This window comes from Nioella sediminis (genome assembly GCF_001879695.1).
GTDB classification, from domain to species: domain Bacteria; phylum Pseudomonadota; class Alphaproteobacteria; order Rhodobacterales; family Rhodobacteraceae; genus Nioella; species Nioella sediminis.
On the sequence record NZ_MNBL01000042.1, the window covers coordinates 63,906 to 84,358 of the forward strand.

A 20,453-nucleotide genomic window follows, 5' to 3' on the forward strand; every position below is an offset into this window, starting at 1 on the left:
GCAAGACTTACGCGGTGCGAATGCGCGACTCGGTAGGTTGCAATTCAGTCACATCTTTGGAGCGGGCGCTTGCTTTCACTGGCGTCCACGCACGACCGCGCAAACGAAAAACATGGTCTACACGGCTTCGACTAAGAAAGGAATTTCAGTGGTGAGCCGTGCAGGATTCGAACCTGCGACCCACTGATTAAAAGCTACACCCAAGCCTTTTCGCCTCCTTACGCCTCATTGCCCTAACTTACTGTATTTAATGTGGTATTCTTGACCTGTTCGGCCCACTGATACTACCGCTTACCCCACGTTTTCTGGCCCAGCGCTTCCATAGTGCTTCCACTAGATGGGTCGATTTCAAGAGGTAAGAACATGCCCAAACTCACACAGCGCAGCGTCGCGGCCTTGGCAGCCAAGGAGAGTGACTATTTCGTCTGGGACACACTTCTTCCCGGTTTTGGTGTTCGCGTGATGCCAAGTGGTTCGAAGACATATCAGGTACAGTACCGCAGAGGTGCTCGGACCCGCCGAGCGTCTCTTGGACGTCACGGAACGGTCAGCACCGAACAAGCCCGCAACAAGGCGCGCGAGATGTTGGGACAGGTCGCGGGTGGTTCTGATCCAATCGAGGAAATCGCTCTGGAACGCATGGCGCAGACGATGGGCGACCTCTGTGATCGGTTCTTGGAAATCCACGTCAATGTGCATTTGAAACCAGCAAGTGCGCGCGACTACCGTGCGCATATTCGCAACCGGATCAAACCGGCGCTCGGTCGTTTTTTGATCGCCGACCTTCAGCGTAAGGACATTGCGAACCTGCATTACCGGTTCAAGGAAACACCGATCCAAGCGAACCGGATGCTTTCGGTCCTGTCGAAGATGTTCAACATGGCTGAGTTATGGGGTCTTCGACCGGATGGCACCAATCCGTGCCGTCATATCCCGAAGTTTAAAGAAAACCGCCGCGAGCGGTTTTTGACCCAAGCCGAGATCCAGCGTCTTGGTGATGTGCTACTGCAAGTTGAACAGAATCGATCGGAAACACCACATGTAACTGCGGCTTTCCGTCTGCTGCTGCTCACCGGGTGTCGCCTTATGGAGATTCAGACCGCAAGGTGGGATTACGTCACCGAACGTGGGTTGGAGTTGCCGGACAGTAAGGTTGGTCGGCGCTGCATTCCACTGCCGAGTGCAGCCCGCGCCATTCTATCTACTCTGCCGCGCACCGCTGGCCATCCGTTCATTATCGAAGGCAAGCTTCCCAACGCCCATATAACGGACCTCCAACACCCTTGGCGTCGGATCCGCGAAATAGCGGGCCTCGATGACGTGCGCATTCACGATTTGCGCCATACCTATGCCTCGATTGCAGTGTCTGGAGGGATGCCAATTCAGATGGTCGGGCGACTACTTGGCCATACGCAACTGCAGACGACACTCCGCTATGCTCACCTTGCCGACGACCCAATCCGCATCGCTGCCGAACAGAATAGTGCAACAATTTTTGCATCGCTTGGCACGCGACCAACGCGACCAGGTGGGTCGGGAAAATTGAGGTTGGTGAAGTGAAGATTCGGCTTGCACAGGAAGTCAAAGCACGGATTTCAGAGCTTGCACACCAGCTCTATCCTCGTGGTCAGCATTGGCCGATACGTATCGTTGTGCAGCTTTCACTCCAGCAAGCAGCACTAAACTACTGTGAAGAGATTCAACGCGCACAACGGGACAAGAAAACCGCCAAAGGCGAACTTGAGCGAGCGTTGAAGATGACGGACCGGTTATCCGCTCAACTCAATGATTTGTCCAAAGACACGCGATTCTTCGTCAACCGACGAACCTTCCAGCAGGCGCTTGAGAATACGGGAGTCCCGCTAGGAATACCCGACCGGAAAGTTAGCCTCGACAAGATCAAAGACGACTTGTCAAAAGCCAAGGACACGCTTGAACTTAGCCTGAGCAGCCTGCGCAAGACCGGACGCCCAAGTGATGACGCCCTGGACGGCCTCCTGCTTCAAGCCTTCTTGATCTGGGCACGGTTGCTGCGTCGACCGTTTAGACTGGACTGGACGCCGCAAGGTGAACCACTGACTGAGGCTGCGGCTTGGTGTGAGCAAGTCTGCAGAGCGGCGGATCCTGAAATAGCGCCAACGCGGATTCGCACCGCAGCCCTTAAGGTTCGCGAAAGACTCCCTGAAAACAGCAACTTATATAATCCCATCGGAATTCTCAGGACTTATTTCAAGCGTTCCGGCTGGCTTGATAAGCGAAGCTGAACGTAGCTGATCGCCATCGACACAACCGATGGAGATCACATGCACGCCACTGCTACCGAGAACCAAACGCCGCTTTTCCTGACAGAACAGCAAGTGGCGGAATTTCTCTGCCAATCTGTGCGCACTATCCAAAAATGGCGTTTCATAGGCTCTGGCCCCTGCTTCTACAAGTTCGGGCAGTCCGTTCGCTATCGCAGCGATGAAGTCATCGCGTGGGCGCATGCCCGACGCAAAGCACACACCTCTCAATGACCCTGAAACCGAAACCCAACGCGAGGCCAGCCGTCCACGCGTGCGCTGCGCTGCCTTCAGGTAGCGAGCGCGGCGCGCGGGTGGGCGGGTGGCCGACCGCCACGCGGCAAAGGGGGGTCTTTGTAGCACCCCCCTCTAGAAATACATGGAGTAGTAAATGACGATTATTCACACTGGCTTTGATGGCATCGACCTGGCGCTCAAGACCACGGTTCCGATTGAGTTGGTCGAGTTCCTGGAGGAAGGGAAGGCCACGGCGCAGGAGTTGATGACAGATGTCTGGGGCACTTTCGCAGGGCTCGACATCCAGTCGGGCCAAAGCGGAAAGCGTGGCGGCTATGCGTTTACCTTTCGAGTCTACGAGTTCGGGGCCACCTGGTTCGCCAAGAAGCCCAGGGCTTCGGACCCCTGGGGCCTCTATGTGTCCATTGGGTCGCGAGAGCTGGCGCTGAATGGCTTGGAGAAAACGCGGCAGACACTCGATGCCCTGTTAGCCCAGCTCGGGTTTCAGCTTCCGCATGATGGGATCAGCATCAACCGGGTTGATTTCGCGGTGGATATTCTGGCACCTGGCTTCGTCCTCGATCTTGATGCCTTTGTGTTCCATTCCCGCGCCATCCGAAAAGCGATTTCCGAGTTTGAAACGGTAGAAACAAACGGACATTCCGGGCGCACGACATCCGTCACCATCGGTAAAATGCCCGGTCGGCAAGTCATCGTTTATGACAAGCGAGAAGAGGTCCTGAAGCGCCGCAAGCCTGAGTGGCCTTTGATCTGGAATGCCAACCTTCAGGCGGCAGGCGTCGACACCTTGGACCTGTCAGACCGGGCAACAAGCCAGATATGGCGGGTTGAACTGCGTCTCGGAAAAGACGCCCTGCGAAACCGCAAAGACATTCGGGGATGGGGATCGCTGCATGAGCACCTACAAGCCGAGATGGACCAACTCGCCCAGGACGTGACGCTTACAGTGCCTTCAACAGACAGCAACCGGTCACGCTGGCCCCTGCACCCAAACTGGGAGGTTGCACAGGAGGCCACCGCCACACGCCTGTTCGAGCATGTAGGCACGGTGCCACCGGAAGCGGTGCGAGAGATTGATCTGCGCGAAAAGCAGCTCGACCTTCTCAAGCTTATCGTCGCGAACTCCGTGACGCTGGCCTATCTGGAAGGCCTGGGAGCCGAAGACTTCGAAAACTTTACAGAAACCTTGCCGGACATGATCCTTTCATACCTCGACCAACACCCGCGAGGGATCGATGAGCGGTTCCAGGGGGCGGCAGCGAAGTATAGTGGGATTATGGTCAGGTAAGAGTGGACAGCACAAGCTCACTGCGGAGGTTGCCGTCATCGCTACTTTGGCTCCTCTGGGCTGGTAGGATGGCGGTTCCCGGCTCTTCGATCTACCTTCAAGATGCTGCAGTCGCAGCCCGCTTACCGGTCATTCGCCTCGATAGCGAAGTCTTAAGGGATGAAAATGGGAAAGGCGCAGACGAAGGGTGAACTCGCTAAGGTTGCGCTAAAGGCGATTAGACAGTCTTATGGCCTTAGCAGCCGCGATACGCCGAAGGCTCCGCGTACGGCCTCTTTCACCACCCGGTTGGTCACTACCAATGACACTCGCATTGGGGTAGGGAAAGTGCAATCTGCACACGAGGCTTAAAGGTCGTGTGTACTTATGAAGTCTTGTTGTTTTATGCCTGCCGCGAAGGCTTCGAAGACATCGTCCGTTGTCTGAAATATCTTGGCCCGCCTGAAGTGATCCGAGACTTCAGCGGCGATTGAATCTGCCGACTTTGCCTCTTGACTTTCCGACGCCCAGGCACGTCCTGGGTGGATAGTGTCCCACGGGCTTTTGTTGTTGGCGCGCGTAGTCGAGGCATCTCCGTGCTTGCCGAGACCGTACAGTATACGAGTTTCGTTGTTCCAGATAGGCTCAAAGAGACGGATTAAATGGATTTCGGCGGAGGCCTGATAGCCGCTCTGGACAGCGAGGGAGCGGCATTCAAAATCGGCGAGCTCAATCCCCTGCACTTTATCGATGTTCTTTCGGTGCTCGCCCAGCCTATCGGTGAGCTTTGTGAGCTGCTCGATCACAGTTTTTGCATTTGCAGGGGGATCGGCCTTTCCGACATAGATTGGCGTCTCAGTGCCTGAGATCGGCCGGTAAATCTCGGCATGACCCGTATAGTAGATGGCATAGACTCCAGACCCGTAAGCCTTCGATACGTCGGCCAGAGGCCGGCGATCCTGGGCAATCAGTGCGAGAGCCACAAAGTGTCCAATGAGGCGGGGTTCTGTTGGATCAAAAAAGGACTCTGGAAGCGACACAGGGTCGAGCTCGCGGGTAAGACGGTTGAGCAACTCCTGCATATCGGAGATCGAGCCCAAGAGCGCCTTACGCGACGGGCCCGTCAGGGTCGTCGTCGTCGCAAGTGCGCGAAGCTCTTCGATAGCAGCGCGTGTTTCTTCCACTTTGATGAGTTCAGGGCGACGCGCCATCAACCGACCTCGGATGCCGTGAGCTGTTGCGCCACACTATCACCGACGACCTGCGCCAGATGAACCGGTACAGCGTTGCCAAGTTGGCGCATGCATTCGCTCCATGCGCCATGGAATTTGTAGTTGTCCGGGAAGGTCTGCAGACGGGCCGCCTCTCGCGTTGAGAAGTATCTCACTGAACCGTCAGCGCGACGCAGCATGTTTTCGCCGCCTGGGACCCCATGAACGCCGGCTTTAAGCGTCTTCGCGGGCTCATCGAGGTAAGAGCCGGTATGACCTGGATAGGTGCGCGCACCATCTTGGAAAGTATGGTTGAAGACCGATGATGACCGTCTCGTCTGCCGAGGGTCCGGAAGGTCAGCGATTGCATCGCGCGTGGTTTTCCACGGTTTCGACTGCGGACGCTGTTCGGAAGACAGCTTCCGAGAGAGTTGAAGGCAGCGACCTTCAAGTTTGCGGTCTTTCTTCGCGACCTTATGCCGGTCCCAGTAGTCGCCATACAATTGATCCCAGACCAAAGCTTCCATACTGTGATCGCCGGCATCAAATGACCAGCGCGCATCAACATCATCCCTAAACCCAACAAAGAGGATGCGTTCTCGCTTCTGTGGCACGCCATAGTTGGCGGCGTTCAGGAGTCGTGTAACGACCCGATAGTGAAGACCGGGACGCTTTGTGCGAGTGTGGTGACGCTCAAGGCGTGCGAGATGATCTTCCCAATGCTCATCTGGCTGGGCAATCATTTCAGGGTGTTCCATCTGCAACTGAACGTACTCGAAGTAGTTTTGGAACGCCGCACGCATGAGCCCTTTGACGTTTTCAAAAACGAAGGCCTTGGGGCGTGCCTCCCGCAAAGCCCGCACCGCTTGTGGAAACATATCTCGCGCGTCATCATAGGCACGGTGACGCCCGCCGAGGCTGAACGGCTGACAGGGTGGGCCACCTGAAACGAGATCGAGAGAGCCGTCGAAACGTGCAAAATCGACAAAGCGGATGTCGCCTTCTAGGACCTCAAGACGTTTGCCATCATGCACCTTTTGAGCAAGTACGCCTTCGTTCTCCCGTAAAGTGTCGCAACACCACTTGTTGTGCTCGACCACAAGCTGCGGCTCGAAGCCTGATTGGGCAAGTCCGATCCCCAAACCACCGGCACCGGCGAACAATTCAACAGAACTTCTTACTGCTCTAAACGATTTTTCGTGGTTGTTTTTCATGCATCTACGCCTCTTCGAGACTAAACCAGAGTTTCGAAGTTTCCTCAACAGGCATGATGCACCTAGTTCTTGGCACGAGTGAACACTTTACCTCATCGAAGTTGGCCAGCGAGGGGTTGATGGATGGCGCCGTAACTTGATCCAACTGGGACATCCGAGCTAACCTCTTTGACGAAAACCCATGAAGGTGTCCGCCATGCTCGGCCTTAATGGCGTTGTCGCAGCGAAATTCGGTTGCATTTGCAAACACTTAGATATACTCAAGCAGGTCTAAATCTAAGTGACGGTATCAACTAGAATGCAGGACGATGCTCCCGACTTCAAACCCCCGCACCGGGACGACACTTGGGTGCTTTTTTCCAAACAGTCGTCAGGACTCAAGAGAAATCTCTCGGCTTTGGCCATATTGGAAACACTAATTGCATCCGTGCTTGGGATACTCCTCTTTTACAATGGATACTATTGGGCGCTTTTGACTGCGGTTATGCTGACGCCTTTTGTGCATCTTCGATCACCCTCCTCAACTAGCCTTGGATTGAAGATATTTAACCAATACTGGGATAGAGGGCGGTCGATTGATACTGCTGTTTGGCCTGTAGTCTGCATCACGCTTTTCTGCATCCTAGGATACTACCTGTTAGGAAGCAGACACTTTAGTCCTATAGCAGCGAGTAGCTTTGAGGTTTTCGAAGTCTCATATTGGAGCGTTCTTCTTGGGCTCCTTCCTGGTGCGCTCCCCGCTATACTGAGTGTGTTTTGGCGTGGGTACGCAAATGCACTTTCAAAACCAGTAGCATGGTCATCCCTATTTCTATCTGCCTCAATTATTGCGCTACAAACTCTTCAAGGTACGCAACTCCAAGTGTCAATGATCACAAATTTTGGCTCGGTCATAATATCAATTGTTCTAATATCTCAGCCCCTAGCTTCAAGGAACTGGCCTCGAGCAGCTTCCGCCGCAGCATTCATAGTGGTTCTACCGCTGAGCTTGTTAGGAGTCTTCCTAAGGACGCTAGGAATCAGATTTTGGGCAACTCTTAAGTGTCTCTTGCAGGGGTGGTATCATTTTCCAGATAACTGGCTGATCTTACTGACAAAGACAGATTTAACCAGCACAGTTGAGATTTTACCCGGCGCGCAAGCTGGACATCCCCTGAATTTTGACACTACGACGCAGCGGATGCGGGCGGGGAACACCCCATTGGTTCGGCTTTCCGCATATGCATTTATTGCTCTCTTTGTTCCCTCCGTTTTCTACAGGATACTGTTGAAAATGAGCTTTCCGTTCTACTTACCTATCGTTTGGATTGCTGTACGGCCAGACGTCGTCGAGACGGGCAACTGGAATGATAAATTCGGAAGGGGACCTCTGGACTATCTATTTTTTGCTATTTCGGTGGGAACATTTGCACACACCGCATTTCATTTTTGGGATATCGATCAATACATCGAAGCTACTAGTTGGGCTAGGATCAACGACGCACCCAACTTTTGGCCCCTTTTGCTCGCCGGACTCAGATCTGACGGCGGATCAACCTGGGTTTTGCTGCCTGGACTAACAGCTGCTCTGTCTCTCGCCATCTACTTTTGGTCGCTTCATGTCTCGTACCGGCTTCACCATGCGAACATTCAGCCGAAAACTTGGCAACTTTGGTTGATCGTAAAGTTACACTACCTTAAGAGTCTCTTGACCTGGATGATGATATTCTTGGGATTTTGGACTCTGTACGCTTATCTGTCGGAAACATGTCAGATGCCGATCTATCTTGAAGCCCTTTCTTCCGAAGATTGTTCAGCGCCGAGCGGCACTGCCAGTTTTCAAACCGACCTAGGTTCGCCATTTAATCAAGTCAGAAGTGACGAATTATTTTGATGTATAATAGACCATCAGACCTCCTTCGAGCTGCATTTGGTGATGTTGCACTAAGTGTGCTACTCTTTGGTCCTTCCGTTAAGAGACTATCAGATGTTCCTGATGAAAGGTTGCTTCAAGGTAAAAGGATGGAGATTCGTGATGCTCTTGTTGCTGCTGGACATTCAGTAATGCTTGCTGAGGATGTGGTTGAACCTGGCTTTGTAACCAATCTACCCTACGCGGTCAGCACTAGAGAGTATGACGTGATACTGTCATTTGTCAGCTTGCACACTGCTGAAACTGAGCTCAAGATAATCGGGTCCGTCCACGAAATCGCCCGGAAAACGATAGTGTTCCGGGACGATCGCGGTGCAGGAACAAGCTTTCAACATCTATGCAATCATGCGGTGGCAAATGGCGCTGAAGAGCGAATGTTCAGTTTTCCAGACGACATTCACTCATGTAACCTTAAGGGGATGTCCTTGACACATGTCGAGGCTATGCAAGCTAGGAGGTTCTCTGTCTGATGGTACTCACAGTATCGAGTTCCGAGCAAAAAGCCCGCAGCTTTCAGGAGGCCATCCGCAGCGCTGATATCGACGATCTCATCCAAGATTTTGCGTATGACTGGAACGAAAATAGCTTCAATCCGGACTCTGAACTTGCTCGAATGTTTCGGATTGAGGGCTGGATTGACCAAGAAGTAATTCTTAATCGTTTGGGGTTACTCGTCTATGGTCGGATGACTTTGCATTTCTCCGAATACGACGATGCTTTGCGCAGCTCTATAGGCAACTACAATATTTCGCGCGAACTAATTTCGGGCAAAAACTCAACAGTCTTCCTCGTTAAGCATCAGATCCTTGGCAACGACGTTGTGATGAAGGTTATTCGCCCTGGGGCTTCTATTGATCTACAAAAGTCTCTCGCGGATCTCGGCGGGAAAGACCTGCCAGAAAATCTTGTTTTACCTTTTGAGATATTGCGGGTGAAAGCAACAGATGTTTTCGGAAATATTGTCGAAGTCGACGCACTTCTGTTCAGATACGTTAAAGGCATAACTTTCGCAAACTTTCTCCAACAAGAGAGTATTCGCCTAAATCCAAATATCATTTCGTCATTTGTACGCCAGGTCGGAGGATCATTGGCAGCTCTCGAACGCGAAGGAGGATATCATGGTGATCTTCACGATAAGAACATCCTGGTTTCCCAATCGATTTCCGGCACAATTAAATTTGATATCATTGACATTTCTTATGGAACCGTTGGTAGTCTTAGTCCAGAAGAAGCTCGCAACAGCGACCTAGAAAATTTTGGGACTCTCGTCTGGCGATTGCTTAGCAACCAAAGGAAGACAAACCCGCAAGTCTCGATAAGACGTGCGATCGGATCCGCAGCCTACTTCCCAATTGAAAAATTACTTAAAAACCAAGTTGGTTCAATGGCTGAGTTCTTTGAGATTTACTCTTCTCAGTCACTTTATGACGCCTACCTTGAGCGCAAGAAGGTTTTCTTGGAAGAGAAGTTTAACCCGCCAGGATCGTTTCGCTTGCAAAGGTACGAAGAGTTCACTGACCCTGCTACAGCAGCTGGGATGTTCGAGCCACTTCCGGCACTGCGTGAAAAAGTGGTTACCTTTGGAAACAGTTACATATCTGGCAGCCGCGGTTGTGGAAAGTCGACATACTTGGCAATGCTAGGTTTTTTTCCAAGTGTTTCCAATGCTTTAGTAGACCCAAAGGAAATCTTTGGCATCTACTTCCCGTGCAGGCAAGGTGATTTTCGCTCGCTTAGCGTTCATCAAGAACGTGAGCAGCCCCCTGGACCAGAATACTACCGTCATATCGTTATTTTCAAAGCGATCAAACGCACGTTGCAGACACTCACATCTGCAGTGAACCTCGGAGTTCTTAAGAAGCCCGATTCCTACGTCGCCATTCGCAAGATTCTTGATGAGATCTTGCCGAATCCAGGGATTGTCACAGTCGAAAGCGAAATAGCCTCCGAACTTAAGAACATCTCAAACATTGTATCCGATGCTGAATTGGCGTCAGCAAACGATCCACAATACTTCGAAAAAGCAGGCAAGGTACTTGCAACTGAAATTCAGTTGGCGGACTTCTTTGATGCTGTTAAGTCTGATTTCGAAACCCTATCAGATACTCGTTTTCATCTTTTGTTTGACGATGCCGGCTCTCCCTACGTGCCGCAAACTGTACAGCAGGCAATCTGCGATATTCTAATATCTTCAAATCCACATTTTTGCGTAAAATTTTCGGCAGAAAAACATACGTTTAGACTGGAAGCGACGGGAAAGAAAATTGAGATCGGCCATGACTTATTTGAAATAGACATAACAAGAACTCTGTTTGGGCGACGTAGCGCAGGCTTAACCACGCAAGAAGTAGAGAACTACTTTGAAGGCATCGTGGACAAGCGACTTGAGCATTTCAAGTATGCAAGCCATTCAATAGTTGATTACCTAGGGAACGATCCAGGAGCATATGACCGGCTCATGCATCGGCTAATGTTTGGCAGCCGAGATGCCTATTATCATGGCTGGAGTGTCATCAACAACTCGGCTGGCCGAAACCCTAGAGCACTACTGGAAATTATATCAGAGATTTTTGCGGTCCAAGGAGTTCTACCCAGCTCCGACGCGAAACTCATCAAACCTCGACAACAAGACCACGCAGTTAGGCTAGTATCTGATAAGCGGCTCAATCAACTTAGACAAATTTCGGGCGTTTTTGAGTTTGGTGGCCGAAAGAGAAGTCTAGGAGCGCATCTTTATGACGTCGCAACTACTATTGGATCTGCCTTTAGATTGCACCTCCGGCGACAGGCACCTTCGCATCCAGGATTTCAAGTAACTCCTAGATCTATGATTGCTATTGAAAGGAATGATATTTACGATCTATCAAATGCATCAAATTTCATACTCAAAAAACTAATCACCTTTGGTGTGTTGGAAGCATCGATTGACTACGTCGCAAGAGACGACAACAGAAAGAAGCCAGTATATATTCTCAATCGGATTTACTGCCCGTCTTTCAATATTGGTCTCAGACGAGATGATCACCTTCGTTTGTCCGCATCTAAATTAGAGTTTCTTCTCCTTTCTCCAGATTCTTTTCGCCAGGGCGGAGCGGAGTTTGTGAAAGACAAAAACGAAGACTTTCACGATATCGTTGACCTGTTTGATTGGAGCAATGACAGTGAAATCTGATTATGAAATTGTTAGCATCCCGGGTGGCAAGATATCTCCGGGTGCTTTGGATGTACTTATCCTTGCTTCCGGCTTCGAAGAACGGGCCTTTCGAATTTTATGCAATTCTGAATTTTCTTCAGATGCGTTTTGTTTGCTTACGCTGTTTGACAATGATTCTGAAGGTAATGCGGAAGTTGCTGAAAAATTTGTCAATTGTGCCAAAGAAAAATTCAAATCTGAAAGAATTCGAACCTGTAGCCTCAAGCTAAATGAGGTATATCGATACCAGGCTGCAGTCAGAAAGCAAATTCTGGACCTTCCGAGCAGCTGTGTCAACGTCTGGCTCGATGTCTCTGGTTTCCCCGCTTACGCTATTTGTATCTGGCTACAGGAACTTCGGGACTGTCGTCCATACGAAGATCTACACGTCACATACACGTCTGCATTAGAGTATGTGCCGAGCTTTGACGAGTATCAGAAAATGCTTAAGGATGATGATCTCGACAGAGAGAATACCCCGCCTTCCATGGCGAAAGAAATGTCCGTCAATATGACATTTGTTCCATTTTCGGGCCACTTAAATCACGAAGGGCGTTCATGCCTTGCTCTCTTTTCTGGCTACGAACTTCATAGATCGGCGGGTGTTATTGAAAACATCAATCCTACCCAACTTCTTCTTATATATGGAGATCCATCGAGTCCTAATCTTAGTTGGCGGCTCGAATATAGTCAAAAGCTTCACGAAAGGTATGAGAAAACTCGAAAGAGTGCATCGGCAATTGTTCCAACCCATTCCATTGAAGAGTCAATGGCCTTGTTGGAAGAGTACTATCACTATTTGATAGATGACTTCGATTTTATTGTATCCCCAGTCTGCAGCAAAATGCACACGGTTGCCAGTTTCCTATTTTGGGAGAAGCATCAAGAAGTTCAACTCACCTTTCCTCTCCCGATTGGATACAAATCAGACGTCAAGCCAATCGGTTGCGGCGACACACTTCACGTTAAGCTACCGAACCGAGTGAGGTTCACATAGATTAATATTTGCGCGCAAAGGTCATAATTTGTGAGTCTCGGATACCATCTCGTCTCCGTTGAATTTGGCATCTGGCACAAATTTTGTGATTTTTTCCAAAAGGTTGACGTTCACTATTGAGCAGTAGATCTTTGCGCATTCGAGATCGCTATCGGAGGCCAACTGTCTGAATATACTATTATACTAATTAGTCTAGATTCCCCTGCGTAAGCATTTAAGAACCGAACTCCAATGGCCAAACTCAGCAGAAAGTTAAGGCCACTGAACACCTGTGCGTGTGATCCATAAAACGGCTTCCATGATCAACTTCGGACCGCGTCCGGCCTGGACGGGATCAATGTCCTTACCCAGGCAGAAAGGTCGATAATCGCCCAGTGGGCGTCGGTCGGGACATGACGGCCAAGGCTGCGTTCCTCTTTTTGCAGCCTTGAATCAGAACTCAAACCAAGTGGAAATGCTGAACGTCAACAAAACTTCGAACTGCAAACTATGGTAGTTAATGCGCTCCGAAGTACCGTTGTCTTGACTCCACCGGTGGTGAATGACTGCTTTTCTAGTTTCGATTTGCCGCTTTGCGTAAGCAGCGAATGACCGGTTTCCGTTCGGAAGCTCTTGTTAAGTGTCTGCTGTCGATGAAGTGCGCATCTGCACTTGCGCCCAAGCCCTAGCAGGCCAACGAACACGGAGACACTGTTGATCAGAGAACTCTGTGGGCGTGACATTCTCGGGGCGAATGCTCGACTCGCTAGCGTTGCAATTCTGCCACTTCTATGGAGCAGGAGCCTGCTTCCACACTGCTTCCACGGGCTTCTAAGCACGGCCACCTGGACAACAGTCGCGATGCGCATCTCATTGATTTTAAATGGTTTCAGTGGTGAGCCGTGCAGGATTCGAACCTGCGACCCACTGATTAAAAGTCAGTTGCTCTACCAACTGAGCTAACGGCCCACTCTGAAGTTGCGGCGCTGTCTTGCGACCCCCGCTACAGGCGGCTTCTCTATAAACCCGATCCGGGGGCGTCAAGCAGAAATCTTTCCTTTGGGATTTCAAATCGACCGGCGAAGGCGTATATGCCCGCGCATGGTGGAACATGGACCCATAGCCGGCCTGCCCTTCATGAAAATGCATGGGCTTGGCAATGACTTCGTGGTGATCGACGCGCGGGAGACCGCCGTGACGATGACCGCGCCCTTGGCGGCTGCGTTGGCGGACCGGCATCGGGGGGTGGGATTCGATCAGCTGGCGGTGATTCATTCCGATGACGGAGCGGACCTGTCCCTGATCTTCTACAACGCCGATGGCTCGACGGCCGGGGCCTGCGGTAATGCGACCCGCTGCGTGGCGCGCTACGAGATGGGGCGCACCGGAAAGCGCGCCCTGACGATCCGCACCGAGCGGGGGCTGCTCGAGGCGTTGGATGCGGGTAACGGGCTGACCTCGGTCAATATGGGCGCTCCGCAGCTCGACTGGCAGGACATCCCCCTGGCCCATCAGATGGATACGCGGGAGCTGCCGATCGAGGGCGCGCCGACCGCGACCGGCATGGGCAACCCGCATTGCACCTTCTTCGTCGAGGATGCCGAGGCGGTGGACCTTGCCGCGCGCGGGGCCGAGATCGAACATCACCCGCTTTACCCCGAGCGCACCAATGTTCAGTTCGCGCATGTGATCGGGCCGGATCATCTGCGCATGCGGGTCTGGGAACGGGGTGTGGGGGTGACGCTGGCCTCTGGCTCGTCGTCCTGCGCCACCGCGGTTGCCGCCGCGCGTCGGGGGCTGACCGGGCGCACCGTGACCATTGAGCTTGACGGCGGCACCATCCATATCGACTGGCGCGAGGATGGCGTCTGGATGACGGGGCCCACGGCCCATGTCTTCGACGCCGTGCTGACGCCGGATTTCCTGTCGGCGCTCTGATGTCCATCAAGCCCCCCATTTTCCATACGCTCGGCTGTCGGCTCAACGCCTATGAAACCGAGGCGATGAAAGCGCTCAGCGATCAGGCCGGGGTGGATAATGCCGTGGTGGTGAACACCTGCGCGGTGACGGCCGAGGCGGTGCGCAAGGCCCGGCAGGAGATTCGCAAACTGCGCCGAGACAACCCGGAGGCGAAGATCATCGTCACCGGCTGCGCCGCGCAGACGGAGCCTGACACGTTCAAGGCGATGGATGAGGTCGATCTGGTCATTGGCAATACCGAGAAGATGCGGCCTGAAACCTGGGCGGGCATTGCGGGCGACTTCATCGGTCAGACCGAGAAGGTGATGGTCGATGACATCATGTCGGTCACCGAAACGGCGGGCCACCTAATCGACGGGTTCGGCACAAGGTCCCGCGCTTATGTGCAGGTTCAGAACGGCTGCGACCATCGCTGCACCTTCTGCATCATTCCCTATGGGCGCGGCAATTCCCGGTCTGTCCCCGCCGGTGTGGTGGTGGATCAGATCAAGCGGCTGGTGGACCGCGGCTATAATGAGGTGGTGCTGACAGGCGTCGATCTGACCTCTTGGGGGGCGGATCTGCCCTCGACCCCGCGTCTTGGCGATCTGGTCATGCGCATCCTGAAGCTGGTGCCGGACCTGCCGCGCCTGCGCATCTCCTCCATCGATTCCATCGAGGCGGACGAGAACCTGATGCAGGCCATCGCGACGGAACCGCGCCTGATGCCGCATCTGCACCTGTCGCTTCAGCATGGCGATGACCTGATCCTCAAGCGCATGGCCCGCCGTCACCTGCGCGACGATGCCATCCGCTTCTGCGAAGAGGCGCGGCGCCTGCGGCCAGAGATGACCTTCGGCGCCGATATCATCGCTGGCTTTCCGACCGAGACCGAGGCGCATTTCGAGAACTCGCTGAAGCTGGTGACCGACTGCGACCTGACGTGGTTGCATGTCTTCCCCTATTCCAAACGGAACGGCACCCCTGCGGCCCGCATTCCCAATCAGGTGAACGGCGTGGTGATCAAGGATCGCGCAGCCAGGCTGCGCGCCACCGGCGACCGGCAGGTCGCCAAACACCTCGCCGCACAAGTGGGCCGTCGTCACCGTGTCCTGCTCGAGAACCCCCATATGGGCCGGACCGAGCAGTTCACCGAGGTCAGCTTCCGCGATCCGCAACCCGAGGGGCAGATCGTCAGCGCGTTGATCACGGGTATCGAAGGCAACCAGCTTTGCGCCTGAGGGCGCGAGTCTGAGGCATGCCAACTGCCTGCTCACTCAGAGGCACCTGAACTGGCTGTCCGCGAACACAGCGTCGAAAGCGGTGCCGAAACGACCCTTTCTATTGCTTGACGGCCCTCCTCCGCTATCGTTCACGCAAACCGAAAGCGGAGAACCCCATGCCCGACGATCAACGCCCTGCCAATCCGCCGCTTCAGGCGCGTAATCCACTGGGGGGCACCGAAACGCTTCCAAACTGGGGGATCGATTCAGAATATGGGGTGCTCAAGGACGTGCTGCTCGGCCCCGTGGAAACCTTCGGGCATATGGACAACGTGGCCTTCAGCTCGATCTACCGCGAAACCGCGCGCACCGGGCGCAAATGGGATCACCAGATCGCGGTCAAACAGTACCGCGAGATGTGCGACGCCTATGAAGGTGCGGGCGTGACCATCCACACCCTGCCCGCTGACGAGCATCTGAAATACGGCGTCTATGCCCGCGATTCCAGCTTTATGACTCCCTGGGGTGCCGTGATCACCCAGATGGCAAATCCGCGACGGCGCGGGGAGTATTCTGCGGCGCTGCGCTTCTACCTCGGGGCTGGCATCCCGATCTACGACATGGTCAGCGCCGGAAATTTCGAGGGCGGAGATTTTCATATCATCGAACCGGGTGCTGTGCTGATCGGCTACACGGGCATGCGCTGCGAAGAGGTTTCGGCACGCCAGATCGGGGCCTGGGTCGAGAAAGAGGGGTGGGAGGTGCACTACGCCTATATCGACCCGTACTATGTGCATATCGACCTGATGGTCTGCATGATTGCCCCGAAATGTGCGGCGGTCTGTCTGGAGACAACCCCCGATCACGTCACCGACTGGCTGAGATCCCGAGGGGTGGAGATCATCCCCGTGGGCTTCCGCGACACGATGGCGCTCGGCTGCAACGTGATGTCGCTTGGCGGGGATCGCGTTCTGGCCCCGGCGGCCAGCAAAGACCTCATCGCCAAGCTGCGCGCCAACGGGTTCACGGTCTACGACCCGGAAATGGACATGTTCACCATGATGGGCGGCGGCATCCACTGCATGGCACAATCGCTGAGGCGCGAACCGGGCTGAGGGCCTAGTGCCAGGGCTGCCGCGGCGCCGGGGGCGCGGCGGCGGGGCGCTGTGACTTCGGAGTGATCACGGTGATGACCCCGGCCATCACAATGGCCCCCATGCCGATGAAGCTGATCCAGTCGGGGAACTGGCTGAACAGGATCACGTCGAAGCCAAGCGCCCAGATCATCCCGGTATAGTCGAACGGGGCAAGCTGAGAGACCGGCACGCGCGCGGCGGCTTCGGTGGCGAGGATCTGCGCCACGCCGCCAAGAAGCCCCGCGAAGACCAGGTACCATAGCACCTCGCCCTGCATCGGCACCCAACCGAGCGGCAGGCTTAGAAGCCCTATGCCCGAACAGGTGACCGAGAACCAGAAGGCGATGGTCACGGCGCTTTCGGTCTTTGTCAGGTTACGGATCTGCACACGCACCAGCCCCATTGTGGCGGCAAAACCAAGGCCCGCAGCGATGCCGATCAACTGGCCCGGATCGGCATCGGGGCGCACAAGACTGCTGGCCAGCATCAGCAGCACACCGCCAAAGCCGATGAAGGCCGCCCAGATGATGCGGCGGGTCAGCACCTCGCCCAACAGCATTGCCGCGAAGGGCAGCGACACGAGCGGACCGAGGAAGGCCAGCGCGGTTGCATTGGCGACCGGCAGATAGGCCAGCGAGATGAAGGACAGCACCATCGAGATACCGCCGAACAGCCCGCGCATGAAGTGACCGCCGGGGCGTTTGGTCAGGAACCCGTTCGGGAAGCGCCCGATCCAGGCCATGTAGATCACGATCGGAATGATCGCGACGAAGCTGCGCCAGAAGACAATCTGCCCGACCGGCACGCTATGGGACAGCCCGTGCACGGTGGCGGACATGGCGGCGAAAAAGCCGACCGAGAGCAGGCGCAGGGCAATGCCGTTCAGCATGGGGGACTCGCGGGAAGGGTCGCAGTCACCATGGGCTGAATGGGGTGGGTCCACAAGGGGGCGCGGCGGGTCGTGCTACGCCCCCGATCGGTCAGGCGGCCTGATCGGCGGCCAATGCGGCGCGCGTGCGCAAGATGCCAAGCGCAGCCTCGGCGGCCTCTCGGCCCTTTTGCACGAAATGGGCCTTGTAGATGCCGATGTGGTGTTCGGTTTCCTGGAAGTGATGCGGGGTCAGCGACACGGACAGAACCGGAACCCCGGCGTCCATCCCCGCGCGCATCAGCCCGTCGACCACGGCCTGCGCCACGAAATCGTGCCGGTAAATGCCGCCATCGACGACCAGCGCCGCGCACGCGACCGCGCCATAGCGGCCCGAGGCAGCAAGGTCACGCGCCAGAAGCGGCATCTCGAACGCGCCGGGCACGTCGAAGACATCCACCTGCTCGGCGGGGATAAGTTGGGTAAAGCCCAGAAGGGCCTGATCCACGATCTCGGAATGCCAGTTGGCCTTCACGAACGCATATCGGGTGTGTGTCATCTGTAATCTCCTTTCGATAACTGACACGTCACCCAAGGCGATCACGGGCAGGACCGCACCCGAAAGGCGCGCCCCCTGCTCGTTCTCTTTCATCCGGACTGTAACCGTCGGCCCCGGCCTCTCACCGGGTCTGCTGGACCCCCCGTGCGTCACGGGGGCGCTCGCGGGCTTACGGGGCATCGCCCGCATACCGCCGGTGGGGAATTTCACCCCGCCCTGAGAACGCCCCGGTTGTTGCAAATGCCGCCCGGCTGCGCAAGCTGCACAAACGACAGATCACGGCAGGAGAGCGCCCCATGCATCCCAATCCCGTCTACCGGCAGGAAAGCCGCGACCGGAACCTCGAATTTGCCCGCGAGCGGGGCTTCGGCGTGCTCTCGGTCAACGGCGATCCGGCGCCGATGGTGTCTCATGTTCCCTTTGCCTTGTCCGAGGATGGCGCGAGCGCCGACCTGCACCTTGTCCGCTCGAACCCCATTGCCCGCGCCGCAACTGGCGCCCTGCCCGCCGTGATCGCCGTGACCGGGCCCGATGGCTACATCTCGCCCGACTGGTATGGCGACCCGGCGCAGGTGCCCACCTGGAACTATGTCGCCGTCCACCTGCGCGGCACGCTGCACCCCCTGCCAGACGAGGCGCTGCAGGCTTCGCTGGAAACGCTCACCGAGATGTTTGAAACGCGCCTGCTACCAAAGAAACCCTGGACACTCGACAAGACGCCAGAGGATGTTCAGGAAAGGCTAATGCGCATGGTCCGGCCCTTCCGGTTCGAGGTGGCGGAGGTCGATGGCACCTGGAAACTGGCCCAGAACAAATCCTCCAAGGCCCGTCAATCAGCAGCCAGCCAGCTGAACGGCGCGCAGATCGGGCAGGAAACCGCCCTTTTGGCCGCGCTGATGATGGGGGTCGAGCACGGGGAATAGACAGGACGCCCCCGCGCCCCTACCTATTGGAACAGGAGGATTTCTTATGCCCGTTGCCCTGCCCCCGCTTGCCGGGATCGCACTGAAATACGGAACTGTCGCCATCGCAGGTTATGTGCTGGCGCGCGCCACGTCTCATGGACGTCTCGACCAGCCTTTGGAAGACATCATGGATGCCACGCCCGAAGGCGCCACGCTGCGCACAGCCGACGGGCAGACCAACGCCACTTTCCGCTGGCGGCGCATCTTCCGCCTGAATTCCACTGGGCGCGGGGTCGAGATTGACGCCACCGCCCTGACCCGACTGAAAGTGAAACGCCTGACATGATGACGCTTCTTTCCGCGCCTGCCTCGCCCTTCGTTCGCAAGGTGCGCGTTCTGCTTCTGGAAACCGGCCAGGACGATATCGCCCTGCAAGAGGTGGCAACCACCCCCGTTGCCACCGCCGCCGAGGTTGCTGCCGCAAATCCCGTAGGCAAGATCCCTGCCCTGATCCGCGACGATGGCCCGACGCTTTATGACAGCCGGGTGATCACGCGGTTTCTCGATGCTCGCGCCAAAGCCGGCCTCTACCCCGAGCACCAGCTTTGGGACACGCTGACGCTGGAGGCGACCGCCGACGGGATCATGGAGGCCGCCGTTCTGATGGTCTACGAAGCCCGCGTTCGGCCCGAGGACATGCGTTATCAGCCCTGGCTCGATGCACAATGGGCAAAAATCACCCGCGCGCTCGATGCGCTCGATACCCGCTGGATGAGCCATCTGAACGGGCCGCTCGACATGGGCCAGATCGCCATCGGATGCGCGCTTGGCTATCTCGATTTTCGCCACCCGGACAAAGACTGGCGCAAGGGGCGCGATGTGCTGGCCGCGTGGGAGGCACGCTTTGCAGAGCGTGAGTCGATGCGGGCGACCGTGCCCCACGCATGAACGTCTTTATCGCCACGACGCCGGAAGACCGTGCCGCCTGCTATGCCGTGCGCGAGGCCGTGTTCATGGGCGAACAGGGCGTCAGCGAGGCCGAGGAATGGGACGGTCTGGATGAGGCCTGTACGCATTTCCTTGCCGGTGACGCTGCAAACCCCGCCGGTTGCGCGCGGCTGCTGCCCAAGGGCGATGTGGCCAAGGTGCAGCGGGTTGCGGTGATGCCCTCCCACAGGGGCACCGGGCTGGGGCGGCAGATCATGCTGGCCATTCTGGACCACGCGCGTGATGCCGGGTTTACGCTGGTCATCCTCGATTCCCAGACCCATGCGGTGCCCTTCTACGAAAGACTCGGCTTCACCGCCCATGGGCCAGAGTTCGACGATGCGGGAATCCCCCACCGGTCCATGCGACTCAGCCTGATCTGATCCACACACCAGACGGGTTTTTCGGCCCTGAACCCGCCCATCCCCTTGCTCTTGATGCAGATATGCGACAATTCGGGCGCTATGCGCGCGTTTGTCCGCTGGACGCCGCGCCCCTTGCGC

The 20,453-nt window shown here is 55.6% G+C and carries 18 protein-coding genes, 1 tRNA gene and 1 riboswitch; of the genes, 14 read left to right on the forward strand and 5 right to left on the reverse strand.

From position 1 onward, the window contains the following. The first annotated feature begins 363 nt into the window (after positions 1-363). The 4 genes from BKY26_RS06620 to BKY26_RS06635 all read left to right on the forward strand — a co-directional run bounded on the left by BKY26_RS06620 (position 364) and on the right by BKY26_RS06635 (position 3,828). Positions 364-1,560: a tyrosine-type recombinase/integrase gene (locus tag BKY26_RS06620; protein ID WP_071689613.1), complete on the forward strand. Its 1,197-nt coding sequence runs from the start codon at positions 364-366 to the stop codon at positions 1,558-1,560. After that, complete coding sequence (locus BKY26_RS06625; protein ID WP_131541790.1) at positions 1,557-2,264, forward strand: hypothetical protein; 708 nt, start codon at positions 1,557-1,559, stop codon at positions 2,262-2,264. The genes BKY26_RS06620 and BKY26_RS06625 overlap by 4 nt, the downstream gene beginning before the upstream one ends. Positions 2,265-2,303: 39 nt before the next feature. Next, positions 2,304-2,516, forward strand: a complete 213-nt coding sequence (locus BKY26_RS06630; RefSeq protein WP_071689615.1) for a helix-turn-helix transcriptional regulator — start codon at positions 2,304-2,306, stop codon at positions 2,514-2,516. A 157-nt stretch (positions 2,517-2,673) separates the two neighbouring features. Continuing rightward, the gene (locus BKY26_RS06635) at positions 2,674-3,828 is read left to right on the forward strand and encodes a hypothetical protein (protein WP_071689616.1); all 1,155 of its coding nucleotides are present in this window, start codon (positions 2,674-2,676) and stop codon (positions 3,826-3,828) included. Positions 3,829-4,175: 347 nt separating this feature from the next. On the opposite strand, the gene BKY26_RS06640 is transcribed toward BKY26_RS06635, so the two are convergent. After that, positions 4,176-5,018 carry an Eco29kI family restriction endonuclease gene (locus BKY26_RS06640; RefSeq protein WP_071689617.1) on the reverse strand — a complete coding sequence of 281 codons (843 nt, stop codon included), beginning with the start codon at positions 5,016-5,018 and terminating at the stop codon, positions 4,176-4,178. Next, complete coding sequence (locus BKY26_RS06645; protein WP_071689618.1) at positions 5,018-6,232, reverse strand: DNA cytosine methyltransferase; 1,215 nt, start codon at positions 6,230-6,232, stop codon at positions 5,018-5,020. The genes BKY26_RS06640 and BKY26_RS06645 overlap by 1 nt, the downstream gene beginning before the upstream one ends. A 1,048-nt stretch (positions 6,233-7,280) precedes the next feature. On the opposite strand from BKY26_RS06645, the gene BKY26_RS06650 reads away from it, so the two are divergent. The 3 genes from BKY26_RS06650 to BKY26_RS19970 all read left to right on the forward strand — a co-directional run bounded on the left by BKY26_RS06650 (position 7,281) and on the right by BKY26_RS19970 (position 12,334). Further along, positions 7,281-8,105 (forward strand): hypothetical protein, encoded by an 825-nt coding sequence (locus BKY26_RS06650; RefSeq protein ID WP_131541791.1) that lies wholly within the window; start codon positions 7,281-7,283, stop codon positions 8,103-8,105. 508 nt (positions 8,106-8,613) lie between these two features. Beyond that, positions 8,614-11,316, forward strand: coding sequence for an ORC-CDC6 family AAA ATPase (locus BKY26_RS06660; protein WP_071689621.1), 2,703 nt, complete (start codon positions 8,614-8,616; stop codon positions 11,314-11,316). Beyond that, complete coding sequence (locus BKY26_RS19970) at positions 11,306-12,334, forward strand: hypothetical protein (RefSeq protein ID WP_131541793.1); 1,029 nt, start codon at positions 11,306-11,308, stop codon at positions 12,332-12,334. Before BKY26_RS06660 ends, BKY26_RS19970 begins: the two co-directional genes overlap by 11 nt. A gap of 872 nt (positions 12,335-13,206) precedes the next feature. Here the strand turns inward: BKY26_RS19970 and BKY26_RS06670 are convergent. After that, a tRNA-Lys gene (locus tag BKY26_RS06670) sits at positions 13,207-13,282 on the reverse strand. 168 nt (positions 13,283-13,450) lie between these two features. Here BKY26_RS06670 and dapF point away from each other — a divergent pair. The 3 genes from dapF (at position 13,451) to BKY26_RS06685 (ending at position 16,610) form a co-directional block, all read left to right on the forward strand. Next, complete coding sequence (gene dapF, locus BKY26_RS06675; protein ID WP_425434470.1) at positions 13,451-14,251, forward strand: diaminopimelate epimerase; 801 nt, start codon at positions 13,451-13,453, stop codon at positions 14,249-14,251. Continuing rightward, positions 14,251-15,513 carry a tRNA (N(6)-L-threonylcarbamoyladenosine(37)-C(2))-methylthiotransferase MtaB gene (gene mtaB, locus BKY26_RS06680; protein WP_071689624.1) on the forward strand — a complete coding sequence of 421 codons (1,263 nt, stop codon included), beginning with the start codon at positions 14,251-14,253 and terminating at the stop codon, positions 15,511-15,513. Before dapF ends, mtaB begins: the two co-directional genes overlap by 1 nt. A 158-nt stretch (positions 15,514-15,671) precedes the next feature. Then, positions 15,672-16,610: a dimethylarginine dimethylaminohydrolase family protein gene (locus tag BKY26_RS06685; protein WP_071689625.1), complete on the forward strand. Its 939-nt coding sequence runs from the start codon at positions 15,672-15,674 to the stop codon at positions 16,608-16,610. A gap of 4 nt (positions 16,611-16,614) precedes the next feature. On the opposite strand, the gene BKY26_RS06690 is transcribed toward BKY26_RS06685, so the two are convergent. Continuing rightward, positions 16,615-17,520, reverse strand: coding sequence for a DMT family transporter (locus BKY26_RS06690; protein WP_083431349.1), 906 nt, complete (start codon positions 17,518-17,520; stop codon positions 16,615-16,617). 91 nt (positions 17,521-17,611) lie between these two features. Continuing rightward, complete coding sequence (locus BKY26_RS06695; protein ID WP_071689626.1) at positions 17,612-18,058, reverse strand: 6,7-dimethyl-8-ribityllumazine synthase; 447 nt, start codon at positions 18,056-18,058, stop codon at positions 17,612-17,614. A gap of 77 nt (positions 18,059-18,135) precedes the next feature. Continuing rightward, positions 18,136-18,286, reverse strand: a riboswitch (FMN riboswitch). A gap of 68 nt (positions 18,287-18,354) precedes the next feature. On the opposite strand from BKY26_RS06695, the gene BKY26_RS06700 reads away from it, so the two are divergent. From BKY26_RS06700 to BKY26_RS06715, 4 genes are read left to right on the forward strand one after another with little or no spacing between them, the layout of a single operon-like run. Continuing rightward, entirely contained in the window at positions 18,355-18,981 is a 627-nt protein-coding gene (locus BKY26_RS06700) for an FMN-binding negative transcriptional regulator (protein ID WP_071689627.1), read from the forward strand. 46 nt (positions 18,982-19,027) lie between these two features. After that, on the forward strand, positions 19,028-19,309 hold the full coding sequence (locus BKY26_RS06705; protein WP_071689628.1) for a hypothetical protein: 282 nt from the start codon (positions 19,028-19,030) through the stop codon (positions 19,307-19,309). Then, positions 19,309-19,911 (forward strand): glutathione S-transferase family protein, encoded by a 603-nt coding sequence (locus BKY26_RS06710; protein ID WP_071689644.1) that lies wholly within the window; start codon positions 19,309-19,311, stop codon positions 19,909-19,911. Before BKY26_RS06705 ends, BKY26_RS06710 begins: the two co-directional genes overlap by 1 nt. After that, the gene (locus BKY26_RS06715) at positions 19,908-20,333 is read left to right on the forward strand and encodes a GNAT family N-acetyltransferase (RefSeq protein WP_071689629.1); all 426 of its coding nucleotides are present in this window, start codon (positions 19,908-19,910) and stop codon (positions 20,331-20,333) included. The genes BKY26_RS06710 and BKY26_RS06715 overlap by 4 nt, the downstream gene beginning before the upstream one ends. Positions 20,334-20,453: the final 120 nt, after the last annotated feature.